The 20,748-nt window shown below is 59.8% G+C and carries 22 protein-coding genes and 2 riboswitches; of the genes, 14 read left to right on the top strand and 8 right to left on the bottom strand.

The features are described 5' to 3' along the window. Window positions 1-28: 28 nt before the first annotated feature. Both metG and BMZ81_RS10850 read right to left on the bottom strand, forming a co-directional pair. A complete protein-coding gene (metG, locus tag BMZ81_RS10860; protein WP_091131950.1) occupies window positions 29-2,077 on the bottom strand; it encodes a methionine--tRNA ligase in 2,049 nt (682 codons plus the stop codon). A 206-nt stretch (window positions 2,078-2,283) separates the two neighbouring features. Next, the gene (locus tag BMZ81_RS10850) at window positions 2,284-3,648 is read right to left on the bottom strand and encodes an MATE family efflux transporter (RefSeq protein ID WP_091131945.1); all 1,365 of its coding nucleotides are present in this window, start codon (window positions 3,646-3,648) and stop codon (window positions 2,284-2,286) included. Between the two features lie 125 nt (window positions 3,649-3,773). Here BMZ81_RS10850 and BMZ81_RS10845 point away from each other — a divergent pair, with 125 nt between their 5' ends. Next, complete coding sequence (locus tag BMZ81_RS10845; protein WP_091131943.1) at window positions 3,774-4,529, top strand: exodeoxyribonuclease III; 756 nt, start codon at window positions 3,774-3,776, stop codon at window positions 4,527-4,529. A gap of 17 nt (window positions 4,530-4,546) precedes the next feature. Here the strand turns inward: BMZ81_RS10845 and BMZ81_RS14120 are convergent, their stop codons facing one another. Further along, entirely contained in the window at window positions 4,547-4,702 is a 156-nt protein-coding gene (locus BMZ81_RS14120) for a hypothetical protein (RefSeq protein WP_177187283.1), read from the bottom strand. A 92-nt stretch (window positions 4,703-4,794) separates the two neighbouring features. Between BMZ81_RS14120 and BMZ81_RS10840 the strand changes: the two genes are divergently transcribed. Continuing rightward, complete coding sequence (locus BMZ81_RS10840) at window positions 4,795-5,004, top strand: helix-turn-helix domain-containing protein (RefSeq protein WP_242942626.1); 210 nt, start codon at window positions 4,795-4,797, stop codon at window positions 5,002-5,004. A 38-nt stretch (window positions 5,005-5,042) separates the two neighbouring features. On the opposite strand, the gene gpr is transcribed toward BMZ81_RS10840, so the two are convergent. Beyond that, entirely contained in the window at window positions 5,043-5,939 is an 897-nt protein-coding gene (gene gpr / locus BMZ81_RS10835; RefSeq protein WP_091131939.1) for a GPR endopeptidase, read from the bottom strand. A gap of 187 nt (window positions 5,940-6,126) precedes the next feature. On the opposite strand from gpr, the gene rpsT reads away from it, so the two are divergent. The 6 genes from rpsT (at window position 6,127) to rpsR (ending at window position 9,220) form a co-directional block, all read left to right on the top strand. Further along, on the top strand, window positions 6,127-6,390 hold the full coding sequence (rpsT, locus tag BMZ81_RS10830; RefSeq protein ID WP_091131937.1) for a 30S ribosomal protein S20: 264 nt from the start codon (window positions 6,127-6,129) through the stop codon (window positions 6,388-6,390). Between the two features lie 202 nt (window positions 6,391-6,592). After that, on the top strand, window positions 6,593-7,360 hold the full coding sequence (locus BMZ81_RS10825; protein ID WP_091131935.1) for a TatD family hydrolase: 768 nt from the start codon (window positions 6,593-6,595) through the stop codon (window positions 7,358-7,360). Window positions 7,361-7,366: 6 nt separating this feature from the next. Continuing rightward, window positions 7,367-7,990, top strand: coding sequence for a TatD family nuclease-associated radical SAM protein (locus BMZ81_RS10820; RefSeq protein WP_242942625.1), 624 nt, complete (start codon window positions 7,367-7,369; stop codon window positions 7,988-7,990). A 193-nt stretch (window positions 7,991-8,183) separates the two neighbouring features. Further along, a complete protein-coding gene (gene rpsF, locus BMZ81_RS10815; protein ID WP_091131931.1) occupies window positions 8,184-8,480 on the top strand; it encodes a 30S ribosomal protein S6 in 297 nt (98 codons plus the stop codon). An 11-nt stretch (window positions 8,481-8,491) separates the two neighbouring features. Further along, entirely contained in the window at window positions 8,492-8,944 is a 453-nt protein-coding gene (gene ssb, locus BMZ81_RS10810; RefSeq protein WP_091131929.1) for a single-stranded DNA-binding protein, read from the top strand. Between the two features lie 24 nt (window positions 8,945-8,968). Continuing rightward, the gene (rpsR, locus tag BMZ81_RS10805) at window positions 8,969-9,220 is read left to right on the top strand and encodes a 30S ribosomal protein S18 (protein ID WP_091131927.1); all 252 of its coding nucleotides are present in this window, start codon (window positions 8,969-8,971) and stop codon (window positions 9,218-9,220) included. Window positions 9,221-9,272: 52 nt separating this feature from the next. On the opposite strand, the gene spoIIP is transcribed toward rpsR, so the two are convergent. The 3 genes from spoIIP to thiW all read right to left on the bottom strand — a co-directional run bounded on the left by spoIIP (window position 9,273) and on the right by thiW (window position 11,903). Beyond that, a complete protein-coding gene (gene spoIIP / locus BMZ81_RS10800; protein WP_091131924.1) occupies window positions 9,273-10,439 on the bottom strand; it encodes a stage II sporulation protein P in 1,167 nt (388 codons plus the stop codon). Window positions 10,440-10,541: 102 nt separating this feature from the next. Then, window positions 10,542-11,345: a hydroxyethylthiazole kinase gene (gene thiM, locus BMZ81_RS10795; RefSeq protein WP_091131921.1), complete on the bottom strand. Its 804-nt coding sequence runs from the start codon at window positions 11,343-11,345 to the stop codon at window positions 10,542-10,544. Window positions 11,346-11,384: 39 nt separating this feature from the next. Then, window positions 11,385-11,903: an energy coupling factor transporter S component ThiW gene (gene thiW / locus BMZ81_RS10790; RefSeq protein WP_091131918.1), complete on the bottom strand. Its 519-nt coding sequence runs from the start codon at window positions 11,901-11,903 to the stop codon at window positions 11,385-11,387. A 330-nt stretch (window positions 11,904-12,233) separates the two neighbouring features. Further along, window positions 12,234-12,337, bottom strand: a riboswitch (TPP riboswitch). A 108-nt stretch (window positions 12,338-12,445) separates the two neighbouring features. Continuing rightward, a riboswitch (TPP riboswitch) is annotated at window positions 12,446-12,542 on the top strand. Window positions 12,543-12,607: 65 nt separating this feature from the next. Between thiW and thiE the strand changes: the two genes are divergently transcribed. The 6 genes from thiE to BMZ81_RS10755 all read left to right on the top strand — a co-directional run bounded on the left by thiE (window position 12,608) and on the right by BMZ81_RS10755 (window position 19,635). Then, on the top strand, window positions 12,608-13,249 hold the full coding sequence (gene thiE, locus BMZ81_RS10785) for a thiamine phosphate synthase (RefSeq protein WP_091131916.1): 642 nt from the start codon (window positions 12,608-12,610) through the stop codon (window positions 13,247-13,249). 132 nt (window positions 13,250-13,381) lie between these two features. Next, complete coding sequence (thiD, locus tag BMZ81_RS10780; protein WP_091131915.1) at window positions 13,382-14,188, top strand: bifunctional hydroxymethylpyrimidine kinase/phosphomethylpyrimidine kinase; 807 nt, start codon at window positions 13,382-13,384, stop codon at window positions 14,186-14,188. A gap of 590 nt (window positions 14,189-14,778) precedes the next feature. Next, window positions 14,779-15,729 (top strand): lactate/malate family dehydrogenase, encoded by a 951-nt coding sequence (locus BMZ81_RS10770; RefSeq protein WP_177187294.1) that lies wholly within the window; start codon window positions 14,779-14,781, stop codon window positions 15,727-15,729. A 257-nt stretch (window positions 15,730-15,986) separates the two neighbouring features. Further along, window positions 15,987-17,705, top strand: a complete 1,719-nt coding sequence (locus BMZ81_RS10765; protein WP_091131909.1) for an RND family efflux transporter — start codon at window positions 15,987-15,989, stop codon at window positions 17,703-17,705. Continuing rightward, window positions 17,702-18,439 carry an ABC transporter ATP-binding protein gene (locus BMZ81_RS10760; RefSeq protein ID WP_091131907.1) on the top strand — a complete coding sequence of 246 codons (738 nt, stop codon included), beginning with the start codon at window positions 17,702-17,704 and terminating at the stop codon, window positions 18,437-18,439. Before BMZ81_RS10765 ends, BMZ81_RS10760 begins: the two co-directional genes overlap by 4 nt. Continuing rightward, window positions 18,436-19,635, top strand: coding sequence for an ABC transporter permease (locus tag BMZ81_RS10755; protein WP_091131905.1), 1,200 nt, complete (start codon window positions 18,436-18,438; stop codon window positions 19,633-19,635). Before BMZ81_RS10760 ends, BMZ81_RS10755 begins: the two co-directional genes overlap by 4 nt. A gap of 46 nt (window positions 19,636-19,681) precedes the next feature. On the opposite strand, the gene BMZ81_RS10750 is transcribed toward BMZ81_RS10755, so the two are convergent. Further along, window positions 19,682-20,650 carry an alpha/beta hydrolase fold domain-containing protein gene (locus BMZ81_RS10750; RefSeq protein ID WP_091131902.1) on the bottom strand — a complete coding sequence of 323 codons (969 nt, stop codon included), beginning with the start codon at window positions 20,648-20,650 and terminating at the stop codon, window positions 19,682-19,684. Between the last annotated feature and the right edge of the window lie 98 nt (window positions 20,651-20,748).

Below are 20,748 nucleotides of genomic sequence, written 5' to 3'. Positions count from 1 at the left end.
CGTGTGGTGAGGTGCCGGCAAAGCTGCCTCAGCAGAGCTTGGCGCCTGCCGGAATGGCATCATCCAGCATGATGAGGTTCAGCTTCTCCTCCCCGTGCTCCGTGTGGACGGCGGAGAGCAGCATGCCGCAGCTCATCTGCCCCATCATCTTCCGGGGCGGCAGGTTCACGATGGCCACCAGGGTCTTGCCCACCAGGGTTTCCGGCTCGTAGAACTTATGGATACCGGAGAGAATCTGGCGGTCCGTGCCGGTGCCGTCATCCAGGGTGAATTTCAACAGCTTCTCGCTCTTTTTCACCGCCTCGCAGGCCTTCACCTTCACCACCCGGAAGTCGGACTTGCAGAAGGTGTCAAAGTCCACGGATTCCGTCAGCTGGGGCTCCAGCTCAATGGGAGGCAGGGCGGCCTTCCGGGCCTCTGCCTCCAAGGCCTCCAGCTCTTCCAGGGCCTTGTCCATGTCGATGCGGGGGAACAGGTTCTCCCCTTTGGTAACGGTGGTGGTTTCCGGGAGAAGGCCCCATTTGGCGGCGCTGTCCCAGGTCTGTACCTCCGGGCCTGCGCCAATCTGAACGAACAGCTTCTCCATGCTCTCCGGCATGAAGGGGGAGAGCAGGATGCCGCAGATGCGGGAGGCCTCCAGCAGGTTGTACAGCACATGGGCAAGACGGGCGCCGTTTGCCTCCATGTCCTTCGCCAGGGTCCAGGGGGCCGTCTCGTCGATATACTTGTTGGCCCGCTGGATGAGCTTGAAGACCTCGCTGAGGGCGGTGTGAGGCGCAAAGGCGTCCATGGCGGACGCATAGACGCCGCGCAGGCCGCCGGCCATGGCCACCAGCTGGGCATCATACAAGGAGGGGTCCGCGGGATTCACCGCGCTCAGCTCCACGGAGCTGCCCTGGGCCGCCGCGTCGGCCAGGAAACGCTCATCGTCGATGGCGCCGCAGCCCGCAGGCAGCGCGCCGCCGAAGTACTTGCCCACCATGGCGGTGGTGCGGGAGACCAGATTGCCCAGATCATTGGCAAGGTCGGTGTTGATGGTCTGAATCAGCAGTTCATTGGAGAAGTTTCCGTCGGAGCCGAAGGGGAACGTCCGCATCAGGAAAAACCGCAGGGCGTCCACGCCGAATTTTTCTGCCAGAATATAGGGATCCACCACGTTGCCCTTGGACTTACTCATTTTGCCGCCGTCCAGCAGCAGCCATCCGTGGCCGAACACGTGCTTGGGCAGGGGCATGTCCATGCTCATCAGCATGGCGGGCCAGATGATGGAGTGGAACCGGACGATCTCCTTGCCCACGAAGTGCACGTCGGCGGGCCAGTACTTGGCGTAATCGCCGTACTGCTCGTTCAAAAAGCCAAGGGCGGTGGTGTAGTTGAACAGTGCATCCACCCACACGTACACCACGTGGCCGGGGTCAAAGTCCACGGGGATGCCCCAGGTGAAGCTGGTGCGGGAGACGCACAGATCCTCCAGGCCGGGGTCAATAAAGTTTTTCACCATCTCGTTGACCCGGCTGCGCGGCTGGAGAAAGTCTGTATTTTCCAGCAGATCCCGCACCCGGTCGGCGTATTTGGACAGACGGAAGAAATAGGCCTCCTCCTCCGCGTCCTGGACCTCCCGCCCGCAGTCGGGGCACTTGCCGTCCACCAGCTGGCTCTCGGTCCAGAAGGACTCGCAGGGCTTGCAGTACTTGCCCTTGTAGGTGCCCTTGTAAATATCGCCGTTGTCGTGCATCTTCTTGAAGATCTTCTGCACAGCGGAGACATGATAGCCGTCGGTGGTGCGGATGAAGCGGTCGTTGGAGATGTTCATCAGCTTCCACAGGTCCTTGACGCCCTTGGGCCCCTCTACAATGTTGTCCACAAATTCCTTGGGCGTAACGCCGGCTTCCCGGGCCTTGTCCTCGATCTTCTGGCCGTGCTCGTCGGTGCCGGTGAGGAACATGACGTCACAGCCCTGAAGCCGCTTGTAGCGGGCCATGGCGTCAGTGGCCACGGTGCAGTAGGTGTGGCCGATGTGGAGCTTGTCCGAGGGGTAGTAGATAGGCGTGGTGATATAAAATTTCTCGTTTTCCATGGGGTTCTCCTTTTTTCACGGCGGCTCCGAATGGAAGAGCGCCGGTATTTATGACACAGTTCTGTATATTATACCGGAAACCCCTGGAAATTACAACGGGCTGCGGGATTTTTCCGCCCGTTTCCCCTGTAAAATAAGGAAATTTGGGTGCACAAAGAAGAGAATACCGCCGCCGCAGGCTGACATCCGGGCCGTCTTGGCATGATTCAGGAATCCTGGTCGGCCAGGGAGCCGTGCCGCTTCCACCGGCCGGAGAGATAGTAGCCCACCGACAGCAAAAACCCCAGCACCCAGCCGATGCCGATGCCGTAGTACATATAGTCCGGGCCGAAGCGGTCCGCCAGGTAGTACACCGCCGGCACCCGCAGCAAAATCAGGGAGAAGATGACGTTCACCATGGGAAATACGCTCTCCCCCGCGCCCCGCATGGCGTTGTTCAGGCTGAACATGACGGAGAAGAGCACGTAAAAGGGCATAATACACCGCAGATACACGGTGCCGGCCTCGATGACGGCGGGCGTGTCGGTAAACAGCCCCACCAGCGCCGGTCCCAGTGGAATCAGCACCAGCATCACCGCGGACCAGAGCACGGAGGAGACTACCGTCACCCGGATGCCCTGCCGGGCCCGGTCCAGCCGCCGGGCGCCGATGTTCTGGCCCACAAAGGCGGTGACGGCGTTGGAGAGGCTCTGCACCGGCAGAAAGGCCAGCTGGTCCAGTCGGGAACCCACGTTGTAGGCGGCGGTGAACTCCTTGCCATAGGAGTTGATTTTGCTCATCACCGCGATGGAGCCGATGGCAACCATGGACATCTGCAGGCCCGCCGGCAGGCCGATGCCCATAATCTGGCGGAACAGCTGCCGGTCAAACCGGCGGCAGAAGGGCCGGATGGCGATGTCAGGATAATGGCGGTTGATATACCCCAGGCCGAAAAGCCAGGAGACCGCTTGGGAGATGATGGTGCCCAGGGCCACCCCCAGCACGCCCAGGCCGAAGGCCAGCACCAGCACCAAATCCAGCACGATGTTTAAAACGGAGGAGACAGCCAGAAACAGCAGGGTGGTCTGGCTGTTGCCAAGACCTCCCAGAATGCCGGCGTTCAAATTGTAGCCGATGGTGCCCAGAAGGCCCGCGCACACCACGGTCAGGTACAGCCACGCCTCGGCATAGGCCCCCTCCTCCACCTGCAGCACCAGAAGCAACGGCTTTACCAGCCCCACGGCCAGCAGCGTGATGGGAACGGCGGAGACGGTGAAGGCGGTGTAAATCGTGTCCACCGCGTCCCGGACCCGGTCCAGCCTGCCGGCGCCGTAAAACTGGGCGATGACCACCGTGCCGCCGTTGGAGAGGCCGATAAACAGCGAGGAGAACATAAAGATTACAGGGAACCCCACGCCCACCGCGGCCAGGGCCGCATCCCCCACATAGTTGCCGACCACCCAACTGTCCACCATGTTGTACAGCTGCTGGAGAAAGCTGCCCGCCAGAAGGGGCAGGGCAAAATAAAAAATATGTCCGGCGGGGCTGCCCTCCGTCATATTCCGCATTCCACGAGAAGGATTTCTGTCCATAAAAACACCCTTTTTTCAGTCGTTAGGACTACTCTACTCTTTTTCTTGAATCCGGGCAATTGTTTTTTCACAAAAAATCGGATACAATGGTGGAAAACTGCAAGAGAGTACGAAGGAGACGCGCGATGAAACTGATATCCTGGAATGTCAACGGCCTGCGGGCCTGCCTGGGAAAGGGTTTTCTGGACTTCTGCGCCTTTGCCGACGCGGACGTCATCTGCCTGCAGGAGACGAAGATGCGCCCCGAGCAGGCGGAATTCGACCTGCCGGGCTATGAGCGGTTCTGGAACAGCGCCGACAAGGCGGGCTATTCCGGCACGGCCATTTTTACCCGGAAGCAGCCCCTGTCCGTCACCTATGACTTTGGAATTGACGAGCACCGGCACGAGGGCCGGGTTATCACCGCGGAGTTTGAGTCGTTCTATCTGGTGTGCTGCTATACGCCCAACTCCAAGGACCAGCTCTCCCGCCTTGCCTACCGCATGGCCTGGGAGGACGACATCCGGGAGTATCTCTGCGAGCTGGACGGGAAAAAGCCCGTGGTCTACTGCGGCGATTTGAACGTGGCCCACGAGGAAATTGACATCAAAAACCCCAAGAGCAACCGGATGAATCCGGGTTTTTCCGACGAGGAGCGATGCAAGATGACCCAGCTGCTGCAAAGCGGCTTTGTGGACACCTTCCGGTACCTGTATCCCGACAGGACCGGGGCCTACTCCTGGTGGAGCTACCGGTTCAACGCCCGGAAGAACAACGCCGGGTGGCGGATTGACTACTTCATCGTCTCGGAGCGGCTGAAAGAGCACATCCGAAACGCCGACATCTGGAGCGAGGTGCAGGGCAGCGACCACTGCCCCGTGGTGCTGGAGCTGGAGATATAAAAAGAGAAGGCCGGACCTCAGGTCCGGCCTTCTTCTGTCTCCAGCAGGCGCTCCTCGCACTGCTGCTGGGCCTCAATCAGAATGCGGTTTGCCTTTTCTGACGCGCGCATCATCGTGAGGTAAAGCTCCTTGTAATCCGGCTCCGGATGTCCGGACATGCCTGTTGCTTCCATAAAATCACCTCAATGAAATTATAGTCCAATACAGTCCTATTTTCAATAGGTCAATTGGGCATAATTTTCTCGGGGTGATTAGGATGACGCCGATGAAAAAGCTGCGAAAAGAGCGTGGATATACACAGATTAAAATGCAGATGCTGACGGGAATTGACCAGAGCCGTTATTCCAAGCTCGAAACCGGCAAACGGAATCTGACCTTTGAGCAATGCCGTCAGATTGCGTTGGCGCTGAATACCAGCATGGATTATCTGGCTGGATTGACAGACGACCCGAAGCCCTACCCACGAAAGAAGTAAAGCCGGACCTGATGGTCCGGCTTTTCCGTTTCCGGCCGTCAGCTCAAAAGGGCGTTGATCTCCTCAATCTCCAAATCCTGCAGGGCCCAGTTGATGCCGTACCCCACCACCTTGCTCAGATCCCGCACCTGCGCGTCGATGTCCCGGGGCGTCACCATCAGGTTCTGCTGGCTGGCGCGGAGCTTCTCCTCGTCCACTTCCCCGGCGCCCGCCTCCTCCAGCAGGTCCGCGGCCAGGGTGGCGGCGTCCACCACCGTGGGGATGCCCACGGCAAACACCGGCACCCCCAGGGTTTCCTGATTCAGGGCCGCCCGGTGGTTGCCCACGCCGGAGCCGGGGATAATGCCGGTGTCCGAGAGCTGCACCGTGGCGCACACCCGCTCACAGCGGCGGGAGGCCAGGGCGTCCACCGCAATGACCAGGCCCGGCTGCACCTGGGCCACCAGCCCCCGCACCGCCTCGGCGGATTCCACGCCGGTGGTGCCCAGCACCCCTGTGCGGAAAACCGCCACCGGCCGGAATCCGGCAAAGTGCTTGGGCATGGCGGAAATCAGGTGCCGGGTGATGAGGACGCTGTCCATAGTCAGGGGCCCCACCGCGTCGGGCGTCATGGCGGCATTGCCAAGGCCCACGATCAAAACCGGCCCCTCCTCGGGCAGCAGCTCCTTCAGCTGGGAGCCCACCGCCCGGACCGCCCGCTCGAAAAAGTCTGCTTTCCGCTGCCAGAAGGTGGTCAGGTCAATGGTGAGATAGCTGCCCTTGGGCTTGCCCAGAGCCTCCTCTCCCCGTTCATCCAGGATGTCCACCCGGGTTACCGGGTAGCCCTCCAGCTTCCGCTTTGTGGCCTTCACACCGGACAGCCGGGTGGTCCGCTCCGCGGATTCCTGCCACAGCTCCCGGGCCTCCAGGGCCAGGTCCGTGCGTTTTATAAACAAGGCGCCGCCTCCTAAACACAAAATCTAGTGGTCTTGTTTCTAGGTTTTGCGGTGAGGCATACAATATACAAAAAAGAACAGAAATTTGAAAAAAGGGCTTGCTTTTTTAAGTGTTCCCTGTTAAAATATCATTCTGCACGGTGGAAAATTCCTTCCCCGCGTGAATTTGCCTAAGGAGGTGTTTGGTTTGCCGAATATCAAGTCTGCCAAGAAGCGCGTTTTGATCGGTGAGATGAGAAACGCACGCAACAAGGCCACGAAGTCCGAGCTGAAGACCGCCATCAAGAAGTTCGAGGCTGCTGCCGCAGAAGGCAATCGCACCGAGGCCGATGGCGCTTACAAGGTTGCTGTGAAGAAAGTCGATCAGGCTGTTGCCAAGGGCGTTCTGCACAAGAACACGGCCGCTCATCGCAAGAGCGCCATGACCCTGAAGCTCAACAAGATCGGTTAATGGAATGGAGCCGAGAGGACATCCCTTGTGGATGTCCTTTTTTCTTTTGCCCGGAATGTGTGGACTGTTTCTGTTTTTTTGTTCTGACCCTTTTCTTTTCATCAAACCGTGGTAGAATAGCTACACGAGTTGATCGGAATTCCGCCGCCAAAAGCCCGGCGGCCTTCTGAAAAATTGAGAGATCATCCATGTGAGGTGCCCCATGCCGATTTTTGATACCCATGCCCACTATGATTCCAGCGGCTTCAACGCCGACCGGGACGCGGTGCTTGCCGCGCTGCCCGCCGCCGGGGTGGAGCTGGTGGTGGATCCGGGCTGCGACGTGAAAAGCTCCCGGGCTGCCGTGGCCCTGGCAGGCGCATACCCCCATGTCTATGCCGCGGTGGGCATCCACCCGGAGGACTGCGGCGGCTGTACGGAGGCGGACTTTGACGTGCTCCGGGAGCTGTGCCGCCATAAAAAAGTGGTGGCCATCGGGGAAATCGGCCTGGACTACTACTGGAAGGAAAATCCGCCCAGGGAGTTTCAGGAGCAGGTATTCCGCCGCCAGATTGAGCTGGCGCTGGCGCTGGACCTGCCGGTGATTGTCCACGACCGGGACGCCCACGGCGACAGTTTGCGGGTGGTGCTGGACTATCCCGGCCTCCGGGGTGTGTTCCACTGCTTTTCCGGCAGTCCCGAGATGGCGGCGGAGCTGATCAAGCGGGGCTGGTATCTGGGCTTTGACGGGCCGGTTACCTACAAAAATGCCCGGCGGGCGCCAGAGGTGGCGGACGTCACCCCCCTGGACCGGATGGTGGTGGAGACGGACGCTCCGTATCTGACCCCCGTCCCCTTCCGGGGCAAGCGGAACGACAGCCGGTACCTGCCCTATGTGATTGGGCAGCTGGCGGCGTGGAAGGGTGTGACGCCCGCCGAGATGGAGCGAAGAACCTTTGAAAACGGAAAACGCCTGTATGGATTGGAGTGAATGACAATGGAAAAAGGCTTTACGATTACCTATGAGTACGGGGACAACCTGTATGTGAACCCCACAAACCGCTGCAACTTCAACTGTGAGTTCTGCCTGCGGCACAACCAGGGATCCGGCGGCAGCATCTATACCCACAATCTCTGGCTGAAGCGGGAGCCCACCCGGGAGGAGATTCTGGCCTCCATTGAGAGCTGGGATTTGAGCAAGTACAAGCAGCTGGTGTTTGTGGGCTTCGGCGAGCCCAGCTACCGTATCGAGGACATCTGCTGGGTCATTGACCAGATGAAGGCCAGGGGCGAGAAGATCTTTACCCGGATGGACACCAACGGCACCGGCAGTCTGATTCACGGCCGGGACATCGCCCCGGACTTTGCCGGGCGGTTTGACATGGTCTCCATCTCGTTGAACACCGACACGGCGGAGAAGTACGACGCGCTGTGCCATCCTCAGCAGGCCGGGGCCTACCAGGCCATGAAGGACTTTGCCAGGGAGATTCAAAAATACGTCCCCACCGTTATGATGACCGTGGTGGACACCATTCCCAAAGAGGAGATTGAAGCCTGCCGGAGGATCTGTGAGGACGAAATCGGCGCCATTTACCGGGTGCGGGAGTATATCGAGGACTGAAGCGGGACGTCTGGCGGCGATACACTGATTTTATACCGGAGAAAACGGACCTGAATGCTGAAATCTCCGGAAAATGAAAATTTTTCTTGACATTTGCGCTGATTCCTATATAATAATAAGGCTCGCAGTCTGCGGGCATATCCTTGCTCTCATCTTCAGAATGAGGGCCATTTGTCCAAAAGGAGGTGCAAACATGGCAAAGGTTACTGCCAATTATGAGGTCGTGTATATCATCGACCCTGCACAGGGTGAGGAGGGCGTTGCCACTCTCGTGGCAAACTTCAAAACTCTGGCTGAGCAGAATGGTTCCGCTGTCGAAGTGGAAGAATGGGGCAACCGCAAGCTGGCTTATCCCATCAACTACAAGAACGACGGCTACTACGTCCTGATGAGCTTCACCAGCGAACCGTCCTTCCCCCGCGAGCTGGACCGTAAGCTGCGTATCACGGACGGCATCATGCGTTCTTTGATCGTCTGCAAGGGCGAATAAGGAGAAGCGGCATGCTCAACAAGATCATCATCATGGGTCGTCTGGTCAAAGATCCGGAGCTGCGGCGCACCCAGTCCGGCACGGCTGTCACGTCCTTCCGCATTGCGGTGGATCGGGACTTTAAGAGCCAGGACGGGAGCAAGCAGGCGGACTTCTTCGACGTGGTTGCCTGGCGCGCCACGGCGGAATTTGTCAGCAAGTACTTCACCAAGGGCCGCATGGCCGTGGTGGAGGGCCGGCTGCAAAGCCGCGACTGGACGGACAAGGAAGGCGGCAAGCGTGTCGCCATCGAGATTGTCGCCGACAACATCTACTTCGGTGACTCCAAGCGGGACGGTGCCGGTGATTTCGGCGGCGCACCGGCTTATGGGGCCCCCAGCGGCGGCCGCAGCGCTGCCCCGATGATGGGCGGACAATCCGACTTCGCCGAGATTGGCGAGGAAGACGGCGAACTGCCGTTCTGATTTTAATGAAGGAGGAACCATTTCATGGCTTTTGATCGTGAAGCGAGACCCGCTCGTCCCATGCGCGGCAAGCGCCGCAAGGTCTGCCAGTTCTGCGCGGACAAGTGCGAGTCCATTGATTACAAAGACGCGGCCAAGCTGCGCCGTTTTGTCTCTGAGCGTTCCAAGATTCTGCCCCGCAGAACCACTGGCACCTGCGCCATGCATCAGCGTCAGCTGACCGAGGCTATCAAGCGTGCCCGTCAGATCGCTCTGCTGCCCTATGTGACCGACTGATTGTTTCAAAGGACTTTTCAAAAAAAGGAGACTGCAAAAGCAGTCTCCTTTTTCACTTGCTTCTGGCCTCGAGAACCTCTACCATCTGCGCCGCGAAAAGCCGCCCTGCCAGGGCCGCCTCCTCCGGGGAATTTCCGGCGGCGCCCACCTCCACCAGCAGGGAACCGGTGGTGGCATGCTGGTTATAACGGGAATTTCGCAGCAGAATGGGCCGCATCAGGGTGGGATACTCTGTCAGCAGATCCTGTTGGAGGGCAACTGCCAGCTTCAGATTCTCCTTCCAGTGGTCGTGGGTCAGCCCGCTGCCGCTGCTGCCCACCACCAGCGTCAGCTGGGCTGCGGTGCCCACGCCGTCAATGGCGGAGACCACCTTGTATTCATTGCCCTGGGCGTCCTCGATGGCGTCCCGGTGAATGTCCAGGATGAACCGGATGGAGGGGTACTGGGCCAGGTAGCTTTGGATGGCGGCCAGGGACCGGTCGTAGGCGCCGGAGTAATTGGGATAGTCGTAAAGCGTCCGGTCGTGGAGCACGGAGAGTCCGGCTTCGCTGAAGACATCCGCCATTTCGTCGCCCACCTTCACCACATTGTACCGGGAGTCAGTGGTCCGGTGGTTGCCGGACCAGACAATGTCTGTGCCGGCGGTGGGGGTATAGGCTTCGCTGCCGTGGGTGTGGAGAATCAGGATCTGCGGCTCCTCGTCCGTCAGCTCTGCGGCAAAAAGCTCTCCCAGCTCTGTGACGGAGAGGGCATAGTCCGTGGAGTTGGAGATGTAAGCCCTGCCGCAGACGGTATAGCCGCTGGGATCCGTGGGCACCAGGGTTTTGGCGGCCACGCCGTTGTCAGTGGCCGCGGGGGTGTCCAGTGGCGTTTCTTCCACCGGGACGGTGACGACCTCCTCCTGCTCTCCCGCCGCAGGCGGTGTCTCAGACCGCTCCGAGGACCACAGCTCCGCCACGGCCGAGCGGGCGGACAGCAGGAGCGGCGCCTCTCCCAAGGTCAGCACCGCCGCGGGAGACAGGGTGTCCCGGTACCATAAATCCCCCAGCTCCCACTTTAGGGCCCCCAGGGGCGAAGAGGCCCGCAGCGCAGCGGCTGCAGCGGCTGCTGTGTCGCTGCCGGCGGTGACGGCGGCGGCCCACAGCGTGCCAAGGGCCAAAAGGACAGCTCCCAGCCGCCGGAAAAACCCGGCGGCGGAGAAAGACGGTTTTCGCTTCATGTTGCTCCCTCCTTCTGGGACAACCTTATGCGCGGACAGCCGGAAACATGCGGAAAAAAGACAGGCCCCTCCGGTCGGAAGACGGAGGGGCCTGTTTGGAACTTACAGGGCAGTCAGTCTGGCCTCTGCGGAAAACTCCGGGGCTGTCAGAAGACCCGCGCTGTCCAGCAGCGCGCCGCGGAAGGAGGAGGGGCCTTTGCCGGCGGTATACGCCTCCGCCCGCTGGGAGCAGACCTTCCAAAAGGCGGCGGCCAGCGCCGCGGCAGAGAGCGGATTCGGCTCCACGGCGGCAAACACGCCGCACAGCACCGACAGCATACAGCCTGTGCCGGTGACCTGGGTCATGCGGCCGCTGCCGCCCTCGGCGCACCAGGCGGAGGTGCCGTCGGTGATGATGTCCTCCGGTCCGGAGAGAAGGACGGTGGTGTGCCGGCGCAGGGCCAGGGTTCCCGCCGTCTCCAGACGCTCCTCCAAGGCAGCGGAGGAAGGACTGTCCACCCCCTGCTCCAGACTCTCCATGCGGAGCAGGGCCCGGGCCTCGCCCAGATTTACCCGCAGGATGGACGGCGTGAAGAGATCCAGCATCTCCCGCACCCGCTGCAGCCGCCAGGGGGAGGCACCCACACCCACCGGATCCAGCACCAGGGGCTGCCCCTGTGCCTGTGCCGCCCTGCCGCAGAGCAGACAGGCGTCAAATTTGGCGGTATCCGGCGTGCCGGTGTTCAAAACCGTGGCACTGCTGGCAGCGGTGATGGCGTCCATCTCCTCCACCGCCTGGGCCATAATGGGGCTGGCACCCACGGCCAGGGCCAGATTGGCGCAGTCGTTGGCGGAGACGATGTTGCTGATGCAGTGGATCAGAGGGCGCCGCTGCCGCACGGTATCCAGGCAGTTAAAATGGATCATGGGACACCTCCGAAAGGTTATGATAAGATAAGGGGATGGTCAGCCCTCCAGGGTGGCGTGCATGGACTGGAACGCGCCGCTGCGCTGCAGGGCGAACACCAGCGCGCCCGCCAGAATGGAGCCGCCCACGGTGGATACCAAAAAGGGCACCACATAGGCGTAAAAGGCGATGCTTCCGGCGGTTACCCCCATAAAGGCCACAGCGATGGGATAGGACAGAAGGCCGCCGATGATACCGGTGCCGAAGACCTCACCCACCAGCGTGGCGGGGAGATTCCGGCTCTTCCAGTATACCAGTCCGCACAGCAATGCGCCGCACATGCTGCCGGGAAAGGCCAGCAGGCTTCCAAGGCCCAGCAAATTGCGCAGAAGGCTTGCCACGAAGGCCACGGCCACGCCGTACCACGGGCCCAGGAACACGGCGCACAGGATATTCACCATGTGCTGCACCGGGGCACACTTGCTGCCGAAGACGGGGAAGGAAAACAGGCTGCCGACGACAGCGACAGCGCAGAGGATGCCGGCCACCGCCAGCTTTTTGGTGTGGTTCTTTTTCATGTGGAAAACTCCTTTGATTCATCAGAATTGGCAGGGAGAAAACGGTCAGACAGGCAGCGTTTTCCCCTTGCGATGGCAAGGTGACAGACGAAGCTGGGGCTCTCCCCTCTCCGCCTGCTGGAAAAATCGGTCGAGGCTTGCTGGCCTCCTCTCACGCCGGAACACGGCTTCCCATCGCTGCGCTGGCACCGGGCACAGGGCGCTCCCCCTCTGCCCGCCCCCGGTTGTTTCCCGGGATGCCCACATGACTTCTCCGCTGACACATCCTTTCTGGCATCAAAGTTTTTGATGATTATAAAAACAGCGGGGCCCTGGATGGGGCTCCGCCGTACAGCACCGGTGATAACTTCCTACGGTGGCATTACCCACATCAGGTGAAGGGTCGAAACCTTTCCGGTTTCCTCTCAGCCGAAACAGCTCCCCTGTTTTTGCGAGATTTATTATGGCATTGCGGCAGCGGAATGTCAAGCGGCCGCCAGGCTTTTTTCGAAGGTTTCCGGAAAATGACTTGCATTCCCGGACAAGACGGCGTATGATGATAAAAAAACGGGGAGTCTGCTGCCGCAGGCTGAGAGGAAACCGGAAAGGTTTCGACCCGGGACCTGATTTGGATCATGCCAACGTAGGGAAAACCAGCAGCGCAAGCCGCAAATGTACCGACCTTGGGTATGTTTGCGGGTTTTATTTTTGAGGAGGGCGCGTGTATGAAACTGGAGGGGAAGCGTCTGCGGCTGTATGCTGTGACGGACAGAAGCTGGGCACCGGATACGGCGGGGCTGCTGAAGCAGGTGGAGGAGGCCGTCGCCGGCGGGGCCACCATGGTCCAGCTGCGGGAAAAGCACCTGGGGGATGACGCCTTTTTGGCAGAGGCGGAGCAGTTTGTGGCGCTGTGCCGCCGCTGCGGCGTCCTCAGCATCATCAATGACAATGCGGAAATCGCAGTGAAGACCGGTGCGGACGGCGTCCATGTGGGACAGGAGGATCTGGAAGCAGGACGGGTCCGGGCCATGCTGGGACCGGACAAAATCATTGGCGTCTCCGCCCACAATGTAGAAGAGGCGCTGGCCGCCCAGGCTGCCGGCGCGGACTATCTGGGCGTGGGCGCGGCCTTTGCCACGGGAACCAAGGCGGAGGCAAAACCCATTCCCCGGGAAATGTTCCGGAGCATCACGGATACCGTGAGCATTCCCGTGGTGGCCATCGGAGGCATCAGCCGGGAAAATATCCTGGAGCTGCAAAACTGCGGGCTGGACGGAGTGGCGGTGGTTTCCGCCATCTTTGCGCAGCGTGATGTAAAGGCGGCGGCGGCGGAGCTGCTGCGTTTGTCGGGAGAGATTTGCCGATAAAAAACGGAACCGACTGAGCCGAGCTCCGAGGAAGCGGAGCGGCTTGGGAAATTCCCGATGAGCGGTACATTGGGGGCACCACCTTGTATCGCTTCATAAAACTTCAATGCAGAGAAGAAAGGAAGCATACATATGAAGACAGCATTGACGATCGCTGGAACAGATCCCAGCGGAGGCGCCGGAATCCAGGCGGATATCAAAACCATGACGGCAAACGGCGTGTTTGCCACCTGCGCTGTTACGGCTCTGGTGGCACAGAACACCACTGGTGTCCGTCGGTTTGTGGAATGTGCCCCTGACTTTCTGGCCGAAGAGATGGACTGCGTTTTTACAGACATTTTCCCAGATGCGGTAAAAACAGGTATGGTAGCCAGCGTTGAGCTGATCGGCGTTATCGCAGAAAAGCTGCGCCAGTATGGCGCGAAAAACGTGGTGGTGGATCCGGTGATGGTAGCCACCTCCGGAGACCGGCTAATCTCTGAAACGGCGGTAACGGCGCTGAAGGAGCAACTCCTGCCGCTGGCCACAGTGGTGACGCCCAACATTCCGGAGGCAGAGATTCTCTCCGGCCTCTCCATTCAGGATGCTGCGGGGATGGAGAATGCCGCCAGGACCATCAGCGAGCGGTACGGCTGCGCGGTTTTGTGCAAGGGCGGCCACCAGATTCACGATGCGGACGATCTCCTCTGGCGCGGCGGTGGCGGCAAGTGGTTCTACGGAAAGCGGATCAACAACCCCAACACCCATGGCACGGGCTGTACGCTCTCCAGTGCCATTGCCTCCAATCTGGCCAAGGGATATGACTTGGACACCGCGGTGGAGCGGGCCAAGGCCTATATCTCCGGGGCGCTGGCCGCACAACTGAACCTGGGCGCCGGCAGCGGCCCCATGGACCACATGTTTGATTTGAGCAGCCGGTTTATCGGCGGCGAGGCATAAAACATTATGCGCTGCGGCCGTGCCGCGATATCAGGCAAAAGCGACGGTGCATGAAGTTTTGCGCATGTGGGCCGTCCCGGCTCACGCGCTTTCATTCCAGGCTGTGCCGCCATAGGCGGCTCTGGTGAAACCGGGATGGAATATTTGGAAAGAGGGCAGGCAGCGCCATGGCGCTGCCTGCCCTCTTTTCTTGTGCGGATTGAACAGTGGAAAAAGAGAGGGAGGTGCTAAAATTTGATAAGCCAACGAAAAAAATAAAATTCCGTAGCTTGGAATTGACTTTTCTGCGTCAGACTCGTAAGGTGATGGATAGAAAATCCGCTCTGCACGAATGGCAAAGGAGCTGGATCGCTGTGAGACACCATGGAGAACGCAGTTCGTGCGATTGCCGCAGCCGCGTTTGCCGGGAGGCGGCCCCATGAAGACCCGCCTATACCGTTCTGCCTCCGGACGCCGATGCGGCGTCCGTTTTTGCTTTTCCGGTGCCCGTTTCGCGCCTGCCGCCGGCATAAAAAACAGCTTGGTGGGATTTGCCAGGTTCCAGCCGTACGCAAGCAGGTGCATATCCAAAGACCACAGGAGGAATGATTATGAAAACAAGAAAAGTCGGCGTTGTCGGTCTGGGTCACGTGGGCGCCCACGTGGCATATTCCCTGGCGGTGCAGGGCATCGCCGATGAATTGGTGCTGGTGGACCAAAACAAGCAGAAGCTTGCCAGTGAGGCCCAGGATTTAAGGGACGCTGCGGCCTATCTCCCCCACCGGGTCACCGTGTGTGCAGGGGAGTTTGCCGATTTGAACGACTGTGACGTGATGGTCAACTGCGTTGGGAAAATTGACCTGCTGCGGGGCAACCACAACCGCCTCACAGAGATGGACTATACAATTCCGGCCGTCCGCGGCTATATGGAGCAGATCAAGAGCAGCGGCTTTGACGGTGTGGTGGTGAATATCACGAATCCCTGCGATATCGTTACCCGGGAGCTGGCGTTGGGACTGGGCCTTCCCAAGGGACGGGTCTTTGGCACCGGAACCGGGCTGGACACCGCCCGCCTGATCAGCGCTCTGGCCCGGCAGACTGGTGTGGACCACAAGTCCATCACCTGCTATATGATGGGAGAACACGGCAACGACCAGTTTGCCCCCTGGTCCTGTGTATCTTTCCGGGGAATGCCTCTGGACAAGTGGGCGGAAACCGACGGGCGATTCCGCTTTGACCGGGAGGCGCTGCAGAAGGAGTCCATCGGCGGCGGCTGGGTGACCTTTGCCGGTAAATTCTGCACCGAGTACGGCATTGCCACCACCGCCGCCCGGATGGTAAGCATTGTCCTCCACGACGAGAAGGCCATTATGCCTGCCAGCGCGGAACTCACCGGTGAGTACGGCGAGAGCGGCCTCTTTGTGGGCGTTCCCTGCGTTATCGGCAAAAACGGCGTGGAGCTGGTGGTGGAGCTGCCTCTTACGGAAGAGGAGAAAGCCAAGTTCCACGCATGCTGCGAGGGCGTCCGAAAGAACATGGAGCACCTGAAAGACATTCCCTGACGACCCTTCCCGTCTGCCCCAAAGGGGCCCCGGAAACTGATGGTTTCCGGGGCCCCTTTTTTCTTTTTTAACCTGGCAAATAAAAATTGAACAAAACGATTTCAGGAATTTTTAAGACATAAATATTGAAGAAAATTTTAATAAATTATAAAAAATAGAAATAAATTCAAGCAATCCTTTCAGCTTGATTTCAACTTTCTCCCGTATGGTATTGCCATGAATTTTTGGAAACGACACCCAGAAAGGAACAGCGAGCCATGAAAGACGAACTGCTGGAAGAACAAGCGGCGGAGGCCCTTTCGCCCGAGGAGGCGCCTGCAAAGAAAAAGCGCGCCTGGAAGAACCCCCTGAAGGGCAAGAAGAAAAAGTGGCTGATTTTGGCTCTGGTGGCGGTTGCCGCCGGCGGTCTGGCGGCCTCGAAACTGCTGAATACCCCAAAGGCTGCCGCAGCTGACACCACCTATACCACAGCGGCAGTGGAGACGAGGAATATCACAAATTCTCTCAGCTCCAGCGGTACGCTGCAGCCGGCGGATTCCTATACGGTGACAACCTTGGTATCCGCAGAGATTCTCAGCGACACCTTTGAGGAGGGCGACGAGGTGACGGAGGGGCAGCTGCTCTATACCCTGGACTCCTCCAACGCCAGCAGCAGTCAGACCCAGGCGCAGAACAGCTATACCCAGGCGCAGAAGAGCTACAACTCGGCGGTAAAGGCCAAGTATCCCACCGCCGACATGAGCGGATCGGTCAGCGAGGTGTATGTCAATAACGGCGACAGTGTGAGTGCCGGCACAGAGCTGCTGAAAATCGTGGGGGACAACAACATTTATATCGACTTCCTGTTTACCTATGTGGACAACAGCGCCTTTTACGTGGGCCAGACGGCCACCATTTTCATCAACGGCTTCGCAGGCACCACCACCGGCACCGTAACCGCAGTCTCCAACGGCTCCACGGCCTCCGACAATGGCAGAATGCTGACCACCGTCCGGGTGAAGGCCACAAATCCGGGGCTTGTCACCTCCAGCTATACAGCCACGGCGGTGATTGGCAGCTATTCCAGTTACGGCAACGCCAGCATCAAAGTCAGTGCCTCCAGTGTTATCACCGCCGAGGCCTCCGGCAAGGTATCCGGCCTCAGCTGGCTGGCCGGTGACACGATTTCTGACGGTGACCGTATCTGCACCATCACCGGCGACAGCGTGGACGACCAGATTGACAATGCCAAAATCAGCTTGAGCAATGCCCAGACCAACCTGGAAAACGCCCAGGACACCCTGGATGATTACAAGGTCACGGCCCCGATTTCCGGCACAGTGGTGACAAAAACCGCAAAGGCCGGAGACAAAATTGAGGGCGGCTCCACCGGGACGCTCTGCACCATCTATGATCTGAGCTATTTGGAAATGACCATGAGCATCGACGAACTGGACATCTCCCAGGTGGAGGTGGGCCAGACAGTGGAGGTGACCGCCGACGCCGTGGAGGGGAAAACCTATACCGGCGTGGTCACCAAGGTGTCCGTGGCGGGCACGACCTCCGGCGGCATCACGACTTATCCCGTTACCGTCCGCATTGATGAGACGGACGGCCTCCGTCCCGGCATGAATGTGGATGCGGAGATTGTGATTTCCTCTGCGGAGGGGGTGCTGGCAGTTCCCAGCGGCGCGGTCAACCGCGGCAACACGGTTCTTGTGACTGCCGACTCCCCCAGTGCGGCCAACGCCACCGACCAGGAGGCTCCGGAGGGCTATGCCTATGTGGAAGTGGAAATCGGCGTCAGCGACGACAGCTATACGGAGATTGCCTCCGGCCTCCAGGAGGGAGATACCGTTGCGTATATTCAAACCGGCAGCAGCGGCATGAACATGATGATGGGCGGTATGCCCGGCGGCATGACCGTGACCACGGTCGGAGGCGGCCCCAGCGGTGGCCCCGGCGGAGGCGGTATGGGAGGAGGGCCCATGGGATGAGCGCCCTCATTGAATTCCGGGACGTCTGCAAGACCTATCAAATGGGAGACACCACCATCCACGCTGCCGACCACGTCTCCTTCCAGGTGCAGAAGGGGGAGTTTGTGGCGATTGTGGGGCAGTCGGGCTCAGGTAAGTCCACCTGCATGAACATCATCGGATGCCTGGATGTTCCCACCTCCGGCACATATCTGCTGGACGGACAGGATGTGGGCGGCATGAGCAGAAATGAGCTGGCTGCCATCCGCAATAAAATGCTGGGTTTTATCTTTCAGCAGTACAACCTGCTGCCCAAGCTCACCTTGCTGGAAAACGTGGAGGTGCCCCTGATGTACGCCGGGATGCCCAAGGGCGATCGCCGGGAACGGGCGAAAATCGCCCTGGAGATGGTGGGGCTTGGAGACAAATTGAAGCACAAGCCTCTTCAGCTCTCTGGCGGCCAGCAGCAGCGGGTGTCCATTGCGCGGGCCCTGGCGGGGGATCCGGCGGTCATTCTGGCCGACGAGCCCACCGGTGCCCTGGACTCCCATACCGGCCGGGAGGTTTTGACGATGCTCCAGCAGCTCCACGCCGCCGGCAACACGGTGGTGCTCATCACCCATGACAACTCCATCGCCGTGCAGGCCCAGAGAATTATCCGACTGGAGGATGGCCGGGTGGTCTATGACGGAGACGCACATGCGCCGGAGGCCGTGGTGACGCCCGGCCTTGCCGGAAAGGGGGCGGCCCAATGAGTTTGATGGAAACCTTTCAGATGGCGCTCAAGAATATCTGGGGCAGCAAGATGCGGACCTTCCTCACGATGCTGGGCATTATCATCGGCGTGTGTGCCGTCATTGTCATCGTGGGCCTCGGCAACGGCATGCAGGGCTACATTGAAGACAGCTTTGCCGATATGGGCACCGACTCCCTCACGGTGATGATCCTGGGCCGGGGATCCTCCCGCAGCGTATCAGAGGAGCAGATGTACGAAATGGCGGAGGAAAACTCTGAATATCTGAAGCAGATCTCCCCTACCGTTTCCATGTCGGGCTCCCTGAAAATCGGCAGTGACACAGTCAGTTCCACCAGCATTACCGGCGTCAGTGAGGACTATTTTTCCATGAAGGGATATGAGGTGGCCCAGGGCCGCGGACTTCAATACACGGATATGGCGAACCGGAAGAAGGTCTGTGTCATCGGGCAGTACCTGAACATGGCCTATTTCGGCGGCAATGCCGTGGGCCAGACGCTGAAGGTAGGCGGAACCACCTTCACCATCGTGGGCGTGATGGCAGCAGAAACCGACGACCTGGAGGAGGGGGGTACCGATGACTGTTTGTTTGTCCCCTATTCTACCGCCGCAAGGCTCAGCTTCACCGGAACAATCTCCAGCTACACCGTGACGGTGCAGAATACGGACTACATCTCTGAGGCCAAAACGCTGGTGGAAAATGAGCTGTACAAAGTCTTTGCTGACGATGACGCGTATAACGTCAGCAGTATGGCGGAGATGGTGGAGGAGATGAACAGCATGGTGAACATGATCATTTACATTCTGGCTGGAATTGCCGCCATCTCTCTGGTGGTGGGCGGTATCGGCATTATGAATATCATGCTGGTTTCCGTCACCGAGCGGACAAGGGAAATTGGTATCCGCAAGGCCCTGGGCGCCAAGGAGGGGGCCATCATGCGCCAGTTTGTCATTGAGGCGGCCACCACCTCCGCCCTGGGCGGTGTGCTGGGCATCGCCTTGGGCTACGGACTCTCTGCGGTGGCCACCACGGTGATTGCCAACGTCATGCCCGACACGCCCATTACGGTCAGCCCCTCCCTGGGTGCGGTGCTGCTGGCCTTCGGGGTGTCCACTGGCATCGGCGTGATCTTCGGCTATCTCCCCGCCAAGAAGGCGGCACTGCTGAATCCCATTGATGCACTGCGGTACGACTGATTTCGCGGATATAAAGAGGCCCTGCCATTCGGCAGGGCCTCTTCTTTTACAGCAGATCCAGCAAAAACCGTCCCATCTCCTCCATGGCGGAGGCTGCTTTTTTCGTGGGAAACATCTGGAACACATGCCACATGTCCTCCCAGACCTCCAGCCGGCAGTTTGCTCCGGCGGCGGTCATGGCGTCCCGCAGCCGCTGGGCGTCGGAGTAGAGAATTTCATGGGTGCCCACCTGGACCAGCGTGGGCGGAAAATCGGTAAAGTCCCCGAAGAGCGGAGAGAGCTCCGGACTCTGCAGGTTTTGTCCGGGGGCATAGGCCTCCCGCATGGCCATGATATACGCGGGTGTCAGCATGGGGTCAATGTCCGCCCGCTCCGTATAGGAGGGGCCGGAGGCGGTCATATCCGTCCAGGGGGACATCAAAAGAAGCGCCGCCGGCAGCATCCGCCCCTGGGCCTTCAGCCGGTGGCACAGAACCAACGCCAGGTTGCCGCCGGCGCTGTCCCCCGCAACCACCACATCCCGGGCGCCGTAGCCCAGGCGCATCAGATCGTCCCAGGCCCGCAGGGCATCCTCCACCGCTGCCGGATAGGGGTGCTCCGGCGCCAGGCGGTACTCAAAGGTCAGCACGTCATACCCTGTCACCTGGGTCAGTTTGGAGGCCAGGACTTTGGAATAGCCCAGGTTCCCGCTGGTATAGCCGCCGCCGTGGCAGTACAGGATGGCATGGCGGCGCCGGTGGGGGCGTTCCAGCCGCATCCAGGCCGCGGGCATGCCGCTTAGATCAAAGGTCTCCCAGTCCATGCCGGCCATAGGCGCCACCAAATTGCCCAGCAGCTCCTGTCCCTTGCGCTGTTTTTCCAGCTCCTCCGCGGTCATATCCCCCGGCGCGGCCGCACTGTGGAGCGCTTTCAGCATCCGCATGGCCGGATCCAGACGGCGGCGCTCCGCGGCCTGCCGCTGGGCAGAGCTGCGGTCTGCCAGAACCTGCTTCAGTTTTGCGCGTTTTTCCTCCATGGGGACCTCCTTGTGGGGCAGAATAGGTTTAGTATACTATAAAAAGGGACAAAAGGAAAGCAATTGGCGCTGCCTTGGCAGATCCTGCCGCAAAGGCG

Source organism: Oscillibacter sp. PC13 (genome assembly GCF_900115635.1).
In the GTDB taxonomy this organism is placed as follows: domain Bacteria; phylum Bacillota; class Clostridia; order Oscillospirales; family Oscillospiraceae; genus Oscillibacter.
The sequence above is the reverse complement of the archived record's forward strand: the minus strand, read 5'-3'. Positions and strand labels throughout refer to the sequence as shown.